We start from the raw sequence: 12893 nt of genomic DNA, 5'->3' as shown, positions 1-12893 counted from the left end.
CCCTCCCCGCGGCTTGCCAGACTGCGGGCATGAACAAGATCTCACTCGACGCCCTGGCCTCGCGCCTCCAGGAGCGCGCGGCGGGCTCGTCGGCCGGACGCAGCGCCGAGACGGTGGTCGGCGGCCACGAGCGCACGCTGCGCCAGACCCTGATCGCGCTGACGGCGGGCGCCTCCCTCTCCGACCACCCCAACCCGGGCGAGGCCACCGTGCTGGTCCTGCGCGGCCGGGTCCGGATGAGGGCCGGCGGCGACCACTGGGACGCCCGCACCGGCGACGTGCTCATCGTCCCGGACGCGGTGCACGCCCTGGAGGCCGTCGAGGACGCGGCCGTGCTGCTGACGGTGGCCAAGACCTGAGGCCGGGCCCCGCGGCGGGGCCCGGCCCGCCTCAGCTCATCTCCTCCAGCGCCTTCTCGGCCTCCTCCAGCCAGGAGCGGCGGGCCGAGATGGCCTCCTCGGCCTCCCGGACGCGGCGCTGGTCGCCGGCGGTGCGGGCCTTGTCCAGGCGGGCCTCGAGCTCCTGCAGCGAGCCCCGGATCCGGTCCACGGTCGCCTGCGCGCGGGCCCGGGCCTCGGGGTTGGTGCGCTCCCACTCCTTGTCCTCGGCGCGGCGCACCTCCTCCTCGATCCGGCGGAAGGCGCCCTCCAGCCTGTCCCGGGAGTCGCGCGGCAGCGGGCCGGCCTCCTCCCAGGCCTCCTGGTACTCGCGCAGCCGGGCGCGGGCCCGGCGCGGGTCGGCGATCCCCGGCAGCTCCTGCCGGGCCTCCTCCAGCAGCTTCTCCTTGGCCTCGGCGTTGACCCGCAGCTCGGCGTCGCGCTCGGCGAAGACCGCGTTGCGCGCCTGGAAGAAGGTGTCCTGGGCGGCCTTGAACCGGGCCCACAGCCGGTCCTCGCTGGCGCGGTCGGCGCGGCCGCTGGCCTTCCACCGCTGCATCAGCTCGCGGTAGCGCCCCGAGGTGGGGCCCCACTCGGTGGAGCCGGCCAGGGCCTCGGCCTCGGCGACGATCTGCTCCTTGACCTCGCGCACCTGCTCGCGCTGCTGGTCGAGCCCGGCGAAGTAGGCCTTGCGCCGCTTGGAGAAGGCGTTGCGCGCCGCCGACATGCGCTTCCACAGGGCCTGCTCGGTGGGCCGGTCGGCGCGGGGCGCCGCCTTCCACTCGTCGATGAGCTGGCGCATCCGCTCGCCGCCGGACTTCCAGTGCGTGGTCTCCTCGGCCACCCGCTCGGCCTCGGCGACGATGCGCTCCTTGGTGTCGCGGGCCTCGGTGCGCGCCTGCTCCTGGGCCTGCTTCTGCTCCACCCTGCGCTGCTCGGCGCGCTCGGTCAGCGCGTCCAGCCGGCGCATCAGCGCCTCCAGGTCGCCCACGGCGGCGGCGTCGCGCACCGCGGAGCGCAGCTTGTCGATGCTGGACAGGGCCTGGCCCGCGGACAGGTCGGTGGTGCTCAGCCGCTTCTCCAGCAGCTCGACCTCGGTCACCAGGGCGTCGTACTTGCGCCGGAAGAAGGCCAGGGCCTCCTCGGGCGCGCCGGCCTGCCACGACCCGACGACACGCTCGCCCTCGCTCGTGCGCACGTAGACCGTGCCGTCGTCGTCTACGCGGCCCCAGGGGTCCGTGGTCACCGTGTCCTCCAGCTGTAATGGGCCCGGCCGCCGGGCCGGGCGGGCTCGTCGCGGCGGTCGCCGACCGCTGTGACTCTGCACGATATCCCTACACTGTGCCGGTTACCGACGTGGTGGGGGCGGCCTCCGCGGCGGGGCCCGCGGCACCCGGCACGACGTGGACCAATATGGCACCCGCGCGCCGATCGGCAAAGAGCCGAGGAGGCGGGGGTGACCGAATGGTGATGAAGCGGTTCGCCCGCGGCCGGTGCCCTCGGTAGGCTTCCTTCCAGCCCGACCCCTGCCCCACGGACCAAGGAAACGAGGTCGCCGACCGCCGTGCTCATCGACGCCTTCCCCGCCGGACCGCTCGCCGCGAACTGCTACGTGGCCGCCCCGGGCCCGGACGCGGGGTGCGTGGTCGTCGATCCCGGGCAGGACGCCGCGGCCGACCTCGACCGGGTGCTGGCCGAGCACCGCCTGCGGCCCGAGGCCGTGCTGCTGACCCACGGCCACTTCGACCACGTGTGGTCGGCCGCCGAGGTCGCCGACCGCCACGGGGTCCCCGCCTACGTGCACCCCGCCGACCGCGGCCTGCTCACCGACCCCGTCCGCGGGCTCGACCCGGCCCTGGCCTCGCAGCTGTCCGCGCTGCTCGGCGGCGCCGAGCCCCGGGAGCCGCGCGAGCTGCGCGAACTGGAGGCCGGCCCGCTGCACCTGGCCGGCATGGAGATCGGCGTCGAGCACGCCCCCGGCCACACCCCGGGCTCGGTGGTCTTCGCCCTGCCGGGCGGCGACGCGGGGCCCGAGACCCTGTTCACCGGCGACCTGCTGTTCGCCGGGTCCATCGGCCGCACCGACTTCCCCGGCGGCGACCACGCCGAGATCCTGCGCAGCCTGGAGCGGGTGTGCCTGCGCCGCCCCGACACCGCCGAGGTGCTGCCCGGCCACGGGCCGGGCACCACGGTGGGCCGTGAGCGCGCGGCCAATCCGTTCCTGCGCGACATCGCGGCGCGCTGAGCAGCGCACGTCGGGCATCATGGAGGGATCCGCTCCCGCCCGGCGCCCTTCCCCGGGGGAACCGTGCCCCGGCGGGCCGCCACCCACAAGCACGAGTCCAAGGAGAGCCCCGTTGATCCGCACGCATGACGCCGGCGCCCTGCGCGCGTCGGACGCCGGTACGACCGTCGTCCTCGCCGGCTGGGTGGCCCGCCGCCGCGACCACGGCGGCGTCGTCTTCCTCGACCTGCGCGAGGCCTCCGGCGTCGTGCAGGTCGTGGTCCGCGAGGACGACCTCGCCCACGACCTGCGCGCGGAGTACTGCGTGAAGGTCACCGGCGCGGTCCGGGTGCGCCCCGAGGGCAACGAGAACCCGGAGATCCCCACCGGCGGCGTCGAGGTGGTCGCCGAGACCATCGAGGTGCTCAGCGCCTCGGCCCCGCTGCCGTTCCCGCTGGACGGCTCGCAGGAGGTCTCCGAGGAGGCGCGCCTGCGCTACCGCTACCTGGACATGCGCCGCCCGGAGATGGCCGAGAGCCTTCGACTCCGTTCGAAGGCGACCTATGTCGCCCACGAGATCATGAACGAGCACGGGTTCGTCTACGTCGAGACCCCGTACATGACGCGGTCCACCCCCGAGGGCGCCCGCGACTTCCTGGTGCCGGTGCGTCTCCAGCCCGGCAGCTGGTACGCGCTGCCGCAGTCCCCGCAGCTGTTCAAGCAGCTGCTGATGATCGGCGGGATGGAGCGCTACTACCAGCTCACGCGCTGTTTCCGCGATGAGGACCTGCGCGCCGACCGCCAGCCGGAGTTCACCCAGATCGACCTGGAGATGAGCTTCGTCGACGAAGAGGACATCTTCCAGGTCGGTGAGGACCTCTTCGCCCGGCTCCTGGACGAGGTGCGCGGTGTGGAGCTGCCGCGCCCGTTCCGGAGGATGACGTTCGCCGAGGCGATGGACCGGTTCGGTTCCGACAAGCCCGACCTGCGCTTCGGCCAGGAGCTCACCGAGCTCACCGAGTACTTCTCGGCCACCTCCTTCCGGGTCTTCCAGGCCCCCTACGTCGGTGCGGTCGTCATGCCCGGGGGTGCCTCGCAGACCCGCAAGGAGCTGGACGCCTGGCAGGACTGGGCCAAGGCGCGCGGTGCCAAGGGCCTGGCCTACGTGTTGGTCCAGGAGGACGGCACGCTGGGCGGGCCGGTCGCCAAGAATCTCTCGGAGCAGGAGCGTGCGGGCCTGGCCGAGAAGGTCGGTGCGCGGTACGGGGACGCGGTGTTCTTCGCGGCGGGCAAGCGCGGAGAGGCACAGGACCTGCTCGGGGCCGCACGGTTGGAGATCGGCCGCCGATGCGATCTGATCGACCGGTCGAAGTGGGAGATCCTGTGGATCACCGACATGCCGCTGTTCGAGGAGGGGGACGAGCCGGGAACCTGGACGCCGGTCCACCACCCCTTCACGGCGCCGGCCGTAGAGGTGGAGGACACCTTCCAGGACGCCCCCGGCTCGGCGAACTCGCGCGCGTTCGACCTCGTGCTCAACGGCTACGAGCTGGTTTCGGGGTCCATCCGTATCCACCGCGCCGAGATGCAGCAGCGGGTGTTCGACACCATCGGGCTCAGCAAGGACGAAGCCGAGTCCAAGTTCGGTTTCCTCCTTGAGGCCTTCAAGTTCGGTCCGCCGCCGCACGGCGGCCTCGCCGTCGGTTGGGACCGCGTCGTCATGCTCCTGGCGGGCCAGGACACCATCCGCGAGGTGATCGCCTTCCCGAAGACGGCCTCGGGCGGCGACCCCCTGACCGGGGCGCCCACGCCGATCACCCCCGAGCAGAGGGAAGAGGCCGGCATCGACTTCGTTCCCGAGGCGGAGGACGAGGACTGACCCGAGGCCGGGAGCGACGTGGGCCCGCAAGCGCGAAGGCGCTCGCGGGCCCACGTCGTTTCGGACTCCAGAGGGGAATCTGCACCGGCGTCTGTCATAGGGCCGATACCTGGAGTATTGAATTGATCATGGTGGGTGACTTACGTTCGACCTAGTCGAGGAATGAGGAGAGGCCCATGCCGGAGTCCATGACCGTGCGCTTGGAGGGGTATCCGGAGGCGGTCCTGGCACGTGGAAGCGTGCCCTTCGCCGCCACCGCATCGACCACGGCCGCGGAGGTCGTGCGCCATGTCGCCGGCCTCGACGCGAGGCTGGAACGGGCGCTGACCCGCGATGACGGTCGTGTTCGCCAGTCCACCAAGGTGCTCGTCGGCGGGGAGGCCAGGGCCGTCGGCGCGTCCGTGGGAGACGCGCGTGAAGTGACCGTGCTGGCAGCCCTGCCCTGCGACGGCTGAGGGGAGCGATGGCTATGGCGGCCGCGTCGGGGGCGGACTCCGGGTCGGCGTTCATCGACACCCGTTACAACCGACAGGAGCTGATGCCCCAGGTCGGTGCGGAGGGGCAGCGCCGGATCGCGGAGGCCCGGGTGGCCGTCATCGGGGCCGGGGGAGTGAAGGCGCCCCTCCTCTACTACCTGGCCGCCGCGGGGATCGGCCACCTCAGGATCATCGATTTCGACGATGTCGAGCTGTCCAACCTCAACCGCCAGATCCTCTTCACCACCGACGACATAGGGCGGAACAAGGCGAAGTGTGCCAAGAGGCGCCTCGAAGCGCTCAACGATGAGATCGAGATCGAGGCCGTTCCCGAGAAGGTGGACCGGCGAACCATCGGAAGACTGCTGGCCGACTCCCATGTGATCGTCGAAGGAGGGGACTCTCTCGCCGGGAGGCTGCTGGTCAATACGCACTGCCTGGCCGAGGGCGTGCCCATGGTGCACGCGAGCGCCCAGTACAACTACGGCTATGTGCTGACGGTGCTTCCCGGGCGGAGTTCCTGCTTCTCGTGCGTCTTTCCCGACCTGCCGCAGGGGCACGGAGGGAGTGTCCCCGTCATCGGCGTTGCGACGGGGATCGCCGGCTCCCTCGGCGCAGCCGAGGTGATCAAGCTCGTTCTCCGGACCGGTGAGCCGATCACCGACGGGGTGCTGAGTTTCACCGGGTTCCAAGGAGGTTTCCGCTTCGTCCCGGCGCCGAGGCGCCCGGACTGTATGGGCTGCGCCGCCGACGCAGAGGCGTCGGCGGCGGGATAGAGGGACGTCAGGCCGTGGAGTGCTGGGCGTCGGAGAACACGTCGAAATCGAATTCGCCGGCCCGGACGCCCCGGAGGAAGGCGCGCCACTCCGATCGCGTATAGACGTGGGCGGGGCGCTCAGGGTGCTTGGAGTCGGTCACGTGGAAGGCGTCGCCGACCTGTTCGACCTCCACGCAGGCCCCCTGCTGGGTGCTGTAGCTGGACTTGATCTTCACGTGTATGCCTCCAGGTACTCGTGGAGAAGGGACATCGAGTCCTTCGCGCTAAAGGCGAATCCTAGGATCTGCTCGAAGGCTTGCGAGCAGGTCCTCACCTCCGACGCCCCTTCGAGGTAGAGTTCCCCGGCGATCGTGTCCACGTAGGCCACGCGCATGTCCTCACAGTCGAGGAGCATGAAGCCGCCGGCGGCGCCCGGGTTGGCGCCTGCGGAGTAGGGGACGACCTGGATCGTCGTTCGCGCCTCGCCCGCCATGTCCAGCAGATGGCCGACCTGCTCGCGCATGACCTCCCGGCCGCCGACCTCCCTCCGAAGGGCGCCTTCGTCCATGACCGCGATCAGGCGGGGGCGGTCGGTGGCCGAAAAGGCCTCCTGCCTGCCGAGGCGTACTTCCAGCCGACGCTCCACCTCGTCCTCGCCGATCTCCTGTGCGCCGTACCGCAGCACCTGGCGTGCGTAAGCGGGGGTCTGGAGGAGCCCGGGGACGATGGCCTCGTAGGTCCGGATCTCCGAGGCGTCCGCCTCGAGATCGATGATCGCGGCGTACTCCGGCCTGATGAGGTCACGGTAGGGGTACCACCAGCTCGGCCGCTCGGCGAGCCGGTAGAGGTTCATGGTCTCCTCGCGCTCATCCGGCCCCACGCCGTAGAGATCGAAGAGGAGCTGCATCACGCTCCTCTGGGGCGCCCGCTCTCCGCGTTCATAGCGGGCCAGGCTGGATTGGCTCCAGCCGAACTCGCCGACGACGTCGGCCTGCCTCATTCCTGCGCGTTTGCGCAACTCCGCCAAGCGCCGACCGAGCCGTCGACGCCGAAGTCCGACATATGCCACGTAATGCGCACCTCGCAATCACTTCCTGGTTCAGGATATGCGGATTCTGTTCATGTGCTTGTTGTCTGTCATATGACGCAGTAGCGTAGCAGTGTCGATCGTTGACAGGGAGTGGTGCATCGTGACCGCCGCTTACATCATCCGTGCCGTTTCCCCGTCGGGACGCCCGCTTGAAGTTCCCTCCTGTCCGGTCATCATGGTGCACGCGTTCCCGTACGCGGGCCGGCTCCCGGGCCGCTGGGGGCTCCACCCGTGGATGCTCGGCGTGCTGGCCCAGGGGTACGACCTCGGGCTGTACATCGGAGAGTTCGGGATGTTCGATCCTGAGGAGCGGGAATGCGATCCCTGCCTGCGGGAAGAGCGCCTCTACTGGGACGGCCGCCGTGGGAGCCTGTGCGCTGTGCGTGACCTTGACTCGGGGATCGAAGCGGTGCGTGAGGCGCGCCGCCGCACGGACCGCGGGACCGCATCCTGACCCTGCTGACGGGCCAGGACACCATCCGCGAGGTGATCGCCTTCCCGAAGACGGCCTCGGGCGGCGACCCCCTGACCGGGGCGCCCACGCCGATCACCCCCGCCCAGCGCGCGGAGGCCGGCATCGACGCCGTCCCCGGCGCCGAGGACGGGGAGCAGGCCTGACCGTATTCCGGCGGACCTTTCGGGGCCCGCGGGTGCGCACCGCACCCGTGGGCCCCTTCCTGTATGCAGGGGGCCGGAACGCACGTGGAAACGCGACCTTTCCGTGACCTTCCATTGAACTCCTGAATTGTCCGGAAACGGACGTTCGGTCGGGCGTTTTCTCCTCCCGATTCCGGTTCCGTCGGGCCGGTCGGGGCCCGCACGTGCGGCGATGCGCCCCGCCCGGCGTGGGAAAGGCGCGAAAACACCGCCGATTGGCATAACGTGGGGCGTGCCGCGGAACCGCGGGGCGGCGTCCGCCCCGCCCGGCCGGAGAACGGCCCATCCCGCCTCCCGCGGCCGCGAATTCCGGCGCCGACGCCGAACGCCCGACCACCGCCCGGAGCAGCGGCGGCGCGAACGCGGTCCGGATGGCTAAACTGATCCGAATCGGACGTCACGATGCACCTCCGAGCGCCGCGGCCCGGAGGCGTCCGCACCGACACCAGGGATTGAAACAGCACGTGAACCGCACAACCGGCGCAGCGGAGGGGACGGCCCAAGGGCAGCCGGCCCGCGGTGAGGGCGGGGCCCAGGCGGCCTTCGCCGACGCGCCCGCGGCCCTGGCCGCGGTCGAGCGCACCGGCGCGATCGCCCAGGCCAACCGGGCCTTCACCGAGGCGGTCGGCGCCACCGCCGAGGAGCTGGCCGGCCGCCCCTGGCCCGAGCTGCTCAGCGGCGCCGACGCCGGGCGCGCCTGGGACCTGCACCGCGACGCCTTCGAGCGGCACGAGCCTCGGCCCCGCGCGTTGGGGCTGCGGCGCCCCGACGGCGAGTACCGCCGGATGACGGTGCGGGTGCGCGCCCTGCCCGGCGCCGACGGCGCCCGCGGGGCCGCCGCGGCGGTGGTCATGCTCCAGGAGACGGCGCGCGATGAGGAGGCCGTGCGCGCCCTGACCGAGCTGCGCACCGCCGGCTCCGACACCGCCCTGTGGAGCCTGGACCTGCGCACCGGGCGGATGCGCGAGCTGTTCGGCCCCTCCCCGCTGGGGCGGGTGCTCGCCGGGGAGGCCCGCGACCTGGACACCCTGCTGGCCCGGGTGCACCCCGACGACATCGCCCGGGTCCGCGACGCCGTGGAGGCCTCGCACCTGGGCCGCGACTACGAGCAGCGGTTCCGGATGACCGACCTGGTCGGCGACGAGCGGGTGCTGCACGCCAAGGCCCGCTACGTCGAGGGCCCGGCCGGCCCCTGCCTGGTCGGCGTCGTCGACGACGTCACCGAGCACGTGCAGCTGATCCGCCGGCTGGCCGACCGCCGCCGGATCGAGGCCGCCCAGGGCCGCCAGGTCACCGAGCTGGCCGCCAAGCTCGTCTCGGCCACCACCGTGGACGAGGTCACCGGCCTGCTCGCGGAGGAGTTCGTGCCGATCTTCGGCGGCAGCGCCGCCGGGGTGATGCTGGTCGAGGACGGCGTGCTGCGCCCCTACCCCGCCGGGCGGGAGCACACCGGCACCGCCCCGCTCATCGACGGGCGCGACGCCGCCGACGCCGCCTACCCGATGGGCGCGGTGGTCCAGGACCGCCAGCCCCGCTTCTTCGAGAGCCGCGCCGAGATGCTGGAGCGCTTCCCGGCCGTGGAGCCGCTGATGGCCCGCTCGGCCGCCCAGTCCTGGGCCACCGTCCCGGTCTTCGGCGACCGCCGGGTCGCCCTGGGCGTGTGGCAGGTGGCCTGGGACCGGCCGCACCACGCCACCCCCGACGAGCGCGCCCTCATGCTCACCCTGGCCGGGCTGGCCGGCCAGGCCCTGCAGCGGGTCTACCGGCAGCTGGAGGAGCTGGAGCTGGCCGACGAGGTGCAGCGGCGCATGCTGCCCCCGCAGATCCCGCACTTCGGCGACCTGGACATCGCCGTGCGCTACCTGCCCGCCCGGGCCGGCTGGCGGGTCTGCGGCGACTTCTACGACGTGATCCGGCTGACCGGCCGCCGCGTGGGCCTGGTCGTGGGCGACGTCCAGGGCCACGGGGTGGAGGCGGCCGCCGCCATGGGGCAGATCCGGGTGGCCTTCCGGGCCTACGCCACCACCGAGGCCGACCCCGGCGCGGTGCTCGCCGAGACCAACCGGCTGCTCACCGAGACCGGCGAGATCGTCTTCGCCACCTGCGGCTACCTCGTGCTGGACCTGGACACCGGCCGGATGCGCGCCGCCTGGGCCGGGCAGCCCCCGGCCATCATCGCCACCGAGGACGCCTACGAGGCCTGGGAGGTGGAGACCGGCCCGCCGGTCGGCGTGGACGCCGAGAGCAAGTACGCCGTCACCGAGCGGGTGCTGCGCCCGGAGGAGACCCTGCTGATGTGCTCGGACGGCCTCGTGGAGAGCGCCGAGGTGGCCATGGACGACGGGCTGGCCGCCACCGGCGAGGCGCTGTGCAGCATGGGCGCCGACGTGCACGCGGCCGCCACCACCCTGGCCGCGCTGGCCCCGGCCGGGCGCGGCGACGACATCGCCATCCTCATCGCGCGGATGAACCCCGGATGAGCACCTGAGTCCACCCGATACCGTGGAGGCGTGTCCGAAACGCTGTTCGACGACGCCGGAGCCGAGGCCCAGCGCACCCAGGAGCCGCTGGCCGTGCGGATGCGCCCGCGCACCCTGGACGAGGTGGCCGGCCAGGGCCACCTGCTCGGCGACGGGAGCCCGCTGCGCCGCCTGGTCGAGGACGACGCCCCCATGTCGCTGTTCCTGTGGGGCCCGCCCGGCACCGGCAAGACCACCCTGGCCACCGTGGTCAGCCGCGCCACCGACCGCCGCTTCGTGGAGCTGTCCGCGGTCAGCGCCGGGGTCAAGGAGGTGCGCGCCGTCATCGACGAGGCGCGCCGGCTGATGGGCATGCGCGGCACCCGCACCCTGCTCTTCGTCGACGAGGTGCACCGGTTCAGCAAGACCCAGCAGGACGCCCTGCTGCCGGCGGTGGAGAACCGGTGGGTCAGCTTCATCGGCGCCACCACCGAGAACCCGTTCTTCTCGGTGGTCTCGCCGCTGCTGTCCCGCTCGCTGCTGCTCACCCTGGAGTCGCTGACCGACGACGACGTGCGCGGGGTGCTCGAACGGGCCCTGGCCGACGAGCGCGGCCTGGACGGCCGCCACACCCTCTCCGCCGAGGCCGAGGACCACCTGGTGCGCCTGGCCGGCGGGGACGCCCGGCGCTGCCTGACCTACCTGGAGGCCGCCTCCCTGGTCGCGGGCGAGCGCGCCGAGATCACCCTGGCCGACCTGGAGCGGGCCGCGGACCGGCACGCGGTGCGCTACGACCGCTCCGGGGACCAGCACTACGACGTGGTCAGCGCCTTCATCAAGAGCATGCGCGGCAGCGACCCCGATGCCGCGCTGCACTACCTGGCCCGGATGATCGAGGCGGGCGAGGACCCCCGGTTCATCGCCCGCCGCCTGGTGGTGCACGCCAGCGAGGACGTGGGCATGGCCGACCCGGCCGCCCTGCAGACGGCGGTGGCCGCCGCCCAGGCGGTGGAGCTGATCGGGCTCCCCGAGGCGCGCATCAACCTGGCCCAGGCGGTGGTGCACATCAGCCTGGCGCCCAAGTCCAACGCGGTCATCCGGGCGGTCGACGCGGCCGCGGCCGACGTGCGGGCGGGCCGGGCCGGTCCGGTCCCGGCGCACCTGCGCGACGGCCACTACAAGGGCGCCGAGCAGCTCGGCCACGGCGAGGGCTACAAGTACGCCCACGACTACCCGGGCGGCGTGGTGGCCCAGCAGTACGCGCCGGACGCGCTGAAGGACGCCGAGTACTACCGCCCGACCTCCCACGGCGCCGAGCGGCGCTACGCCGAGGTGCTGGAGCGGATCAAGGGGGTCCGCCGCCCCGACGGGCGGCCCGAGGGGTGAGCCGGGCTCAGCCCTCCAGCGGCTGGGGGTAGAGCTCGGTGATGCGCACGATCTCCGGCTCCCCCTCGCCGGTGCCCTCGTCGAACTCGACCTCGGCGATCACCACCCGGCCCCAGCTCAGGTAGTCGGTGAAGTGCGCCCCGTCGGTCTCGTAGGTGCCGCGCCCGTCCTCGATCCACCCGTCCCCGGGCTGGCAGTAGTGCGCGCAGTACACCTCGGCGTCGTCGGGGATCACCGCGGTCTGCGGCTCCGCCCCCTCCGCCCGCCTCCAGTAGGAGCTCCAGTCGTCGGGCGCCAGCATCCCGCCCTCGGGCGGCGGGGCGTCGGCGTCGGCCTCCTCCACCGGGGTGAACACCCAGGGCCCGTCCTGCGGGTCCTCCTGCAGCGTGGGATCGAAGCGCACCGTGGCGGTGCGCGGCCCCTCCTCGGTCTCCACCGGCTCCGACGGCTCGGGGGAGGGCTCGGGCGGCGGCTCGGCCCCGCCGCCGACCACCTCGGCGGCCACCCACGCGCCCCCGCCCACCAGGGCCAGGGCCACGGCGGCGCCGCCGATCAGCAGCGGAACCCGGCCCGGCCGCCGCACCGCCCCGTCGTCCAGCCGGATCACCCGCGGCAGCCGGGCCGGCTCCACCACGCCCTGCCACTCGCGGGAGAGCACCTTGGTGACCGCGGTGCCGCGCACCCCCGCGGCGGCGGAGGCCGCCGCTTGCTCCTCGGCGGCGCCCTGCTCCCATGCGGCGATGGCCGACCCGATCAGCTCCCGGATCGAGGGCCGCTCGGCGGGGTCCTTGGCCAGCGCCCGCTCCACCAGCGGCAGCAGCTCCCGCGGCACCCCCTCCAGCTCGGGCTCCTCGGTCAGCACCCGGCGGGCCAGCACCTCGGGCTCGCCGTGCCCGAAGGGCAGCCGGCCGGTCGCGGCGAAGGCCAGCACCATGCCCCAGGAGTAGACGTCGGCGGCCGGCGAGGGCGGCGCCCCCTGGTGCCGCTCCGGGGCGATCCAGGCCCCGGCGGTGCGCCGCAGCACCTCGTCGTCGCCGGGCAGCGCGCAGTCCAGGATCCGCGGGCCCCGGCTGCCGATGAGCACGTTGCCGGGCTTGATGTCGCCGTGCGGCACCCCGTTCCGGTGCAGCGCCATCAGCCCCTCGGCCAGGCCGGCGGCCAGCGCCAGCAGCCGCCCGGGCCCCATCGGCCCGCGGCGGCGGATGTAGGCGGCCATCGGGATGCCCGAGACGTAGGGCATCGCCAGCCACGGAGGAGCGGCCTCGGTGTCGAAGCGCACCGGCGGCACGTACACCCGCCCGTCCACCGCCGCCAGCGCCTCCAGCCGGGAGCGCAGCTGCGCGCGGGCGCGCGGGTCGTCCAGCCCGGGGGAGTGCAGCACCTTGACCGCGGCCAGCGGGTCGTCGCCGCCCATGGGGTCGACCGCGGCGAACACGGTCCCGGTGCCGCCCGAGCCGATCCGCCCGATCACCAGGTAGGGGCCCAGGCGGCGGGGGTCGGAAGGGGAGGCGGGGCCGAGGTTCGGAGGGACCAGAACGGACATCTCGTTCGGGGAGCGTCGGCTCATGCGGGGGTCCTGTCCAGCCTG

12 protein-coding genes and 1 pseudogene are annotated in these 12893 nt (G+C 73.2%); 9 read left to right on the top strand and 4 right to left on the bottom strand.

The window, feature by feature from the left end; translation table 11 throughout:
* Positions 1-29: 29 nt before the first annotated feature.
* A complete protein-coding gene (locus C892_RS0108860) occupies positions 30-359 on the top strand; it encodes a cupin domain-containing protein (protein WP_017556895.1) in 330 nt (109 codons plus the stop codon).
* Between the two features lie 31 nt (positions 360-390).
* Here the strand turns inward: C892_RS0108860 and C892_RS0108855 are convergent, their stop codons facing one another.
* Positions 391-1623 (bottom strand): DUF349 domain-containing protein, encoded by a 1233-nt coding sequence (locus C892_RS0108855; protein ID WP_017556894.1) that lies wholly within the window; start codon positions 1621-1623, stop codon positions 391-393.
* 318 nt (positions 1624-1941) lie between these two features.
* Here C892_RS0108855 and C892_RS0108850 point away from each other — a divergent pair, with 318 nt between their 5' ends.
* The 4 genes from C892_RS0108850 (at position 1942) to C892_RS0108835 (ending at position 5732) form a co-directional block, all read left to right on the top strand.
* Positions 1942-2622 (top strand): MBL fold metallo-hydrolase, encoded by a 681-nt coding sequence (locus C892_RS0108850; protein ID WP_017556893.1) that lies wholly within the window; start codon positions 1942-1944, stop codon positions 2620-2622.
* 112 nt (positions 2623-2734) lie between these two features.
* Positions 2735-4480 carry an aspartate--tRNA ligase gene (gene aspS / locus C892_RS0108845; protein ID WP_017556892.1) on the top strand — a complete coding sequence of 582 codons (1746 nt, stop codon included), beginning with the start codon at positions 2735-2737 and terminating at the stop codon, positions 4478-4480.
* Between the two features lie 176 nt (positions 4481-4656).
* Positions 4657-4935, top strand: coding sequence for a hypothetical protein (locus C892_RS0108840; protein ID WP_017556891.1), 279 nt, complete (start codon positions 4657-4659; stop codon positions 4933-4935).
* An 8-nt stretch (positions 4936-4943) separates the two neighbouring features.
* On the top strand, positions 4944-5732 hold the full coding sequence (locus tag C892_RS0108835; protein WP_017556890.1) for a HesA/MoeB/ThiF family protein: 789 nt from the start codon (positions 4944-4946) through the stop codon (positions 5730-5732).
* A 7-nt stretch (positions 5733-5739) separates the two neighbouring features.
* Here C892_RS0108835 and C892_RS28695 read toward each other — a convergent pair whose 3' ends face one another.
* Together C892_RS28695 and C892_RS0108825 are read right to left on the bottom strand one after the other, a co-directional pair.
* Entirely contained in the window at positions 5740-5949 is a 210-nt protein-coding gene (locus C892_RS28695) for a DUF397 domain-containing protein (protein WP_017556889.1), read from the bottom strand.
* The gene (locus tag C892_RS0108825; RefSeq protein ID WP_040685341.1) at positions 5946-6782 is read right to left on the bottom strand and encodes a helix-turn-helix domain-containing protein; all 837 of its coding nucleotides are present in this window, start codon (positions 6780-6782) and stop codon (positions 5946-5948) included. Before C892_RS0108825 ends, C892_RS28695 begins: the two co-directional genes overlap by 4 nt.
* 91 nt (positions 6783-6873) lie before the next feature.
* Here C892_RS0108825 and C892_RS0108820 point away from each other — a divergent pair, with 91 nt between their 5' ends.
* From C892_RS0108820 to C892_RS0108805, 4 genes and pseudogenes are all read left to right on the top strand, one after another.
* Positions 6874-7257, top strand: a complete 384-nt coding sequence (locus tag C892_RS0108820; protein ID WP_017556887.1) for a hypothetical protein — start codon at positions 6874-6876, stop codon at positions 7255-7257.
* A pseudogene (locus C892_RS31240) lies at positions 7221-7421 on the top strand (aspartate--tRNA ligase); the annotation flags it as partial. The gene C892_RS0108820 and the pseudogene C892_RS31240, both read left to right, overlap by 37 nt.
* 503 nt (positions 7422-7924) lie before the next feature.
* Entirely contained in the window at positions 7925-9940 is a 2016-nt protein-coding gene (locus tag C892_RS0108810; protein WP_026124242.1) for a SpoIIE family protein phosphatase, read from the top strand.
* 30 nt (positions 9941-9970) lie between these two features.
* The gene (locus C892_RS0108805) at positions 9971-11305 is read left to right on the top strand and encodes a replication-associated recombination protein A (protein ID WP_017556885.1); all 1335 of its coding nucleotides are present in this window, start codon (positions 9971-9973) and stop codon (positions 11303-11305) included.
* Between the two features lie 7 nt (positions 11306-11312).
* On the opposite strand, the gene C892_RS0108800 is transcribed toward C892_RS0108805, so the two are convergent.
* The gene (locus C892_RS0108800) at positions 11313-12872 is read right to left on the bottom strand and encodes a serine/threonine-protein kinase (protein WP_026124241.1); all 1560 of its coding nucleotides are present in this window, start codon (positions 12870-12872) and stop codon (positions 11313-11315) included.
* Positions 12873-12893 lie beyond the last annotated feature (21 nt).

Source organism: Nocardiopsis baichengensis YIM 90130 (genome assembly GCF_000341205.1).
Classification (GTDB): Bacteria; Actinomycetota; Actinomycetes; order Streptosporangiales; family Streptosporangiaceae; genus Nocardiopsis_A; species Nocardiopsis_A halophila.
The sequence above is the reverse complement of the archived record's forward strand: the minus strand, read 5'-3'. Positions and strand labels throughout refer to the sequence as shown.

What these genes read in the sequence shown, in the direction of transcription:
- C892_RS0108860 (WP_017556895.1), top strand. Translation starts at nt 30, where the DNA reads ATGAACAAGATCTCACTCGACGCCCTGGCCTCGCGCCTCCAGGAGCGC.
- C892_RS0108840 (WP_017556891.1), top strand. Translation starts at nt 4,657, where the DNA reads ATGCCGGAGTCCATGACCGTGCGCTTGGAGGGGTATCCGGAGGCGGTC.
- C892_RS0108835 (WP_017556890.1), top strand. Translation starts at nt 4,944, where the DNA reads ATGGCTATGGCGGCCGCGTCGGGGGCGGACTCCGGGTCGGCGTTCATC.
- C892_RS0108800 (WP_026124241.1), bottom strand. Translation starts at nt 12,872, where the DNA reads ATGAGCCGACGCTCCCCGAACGAGATGTCCGTTCTGGTCCCTCCGAAC.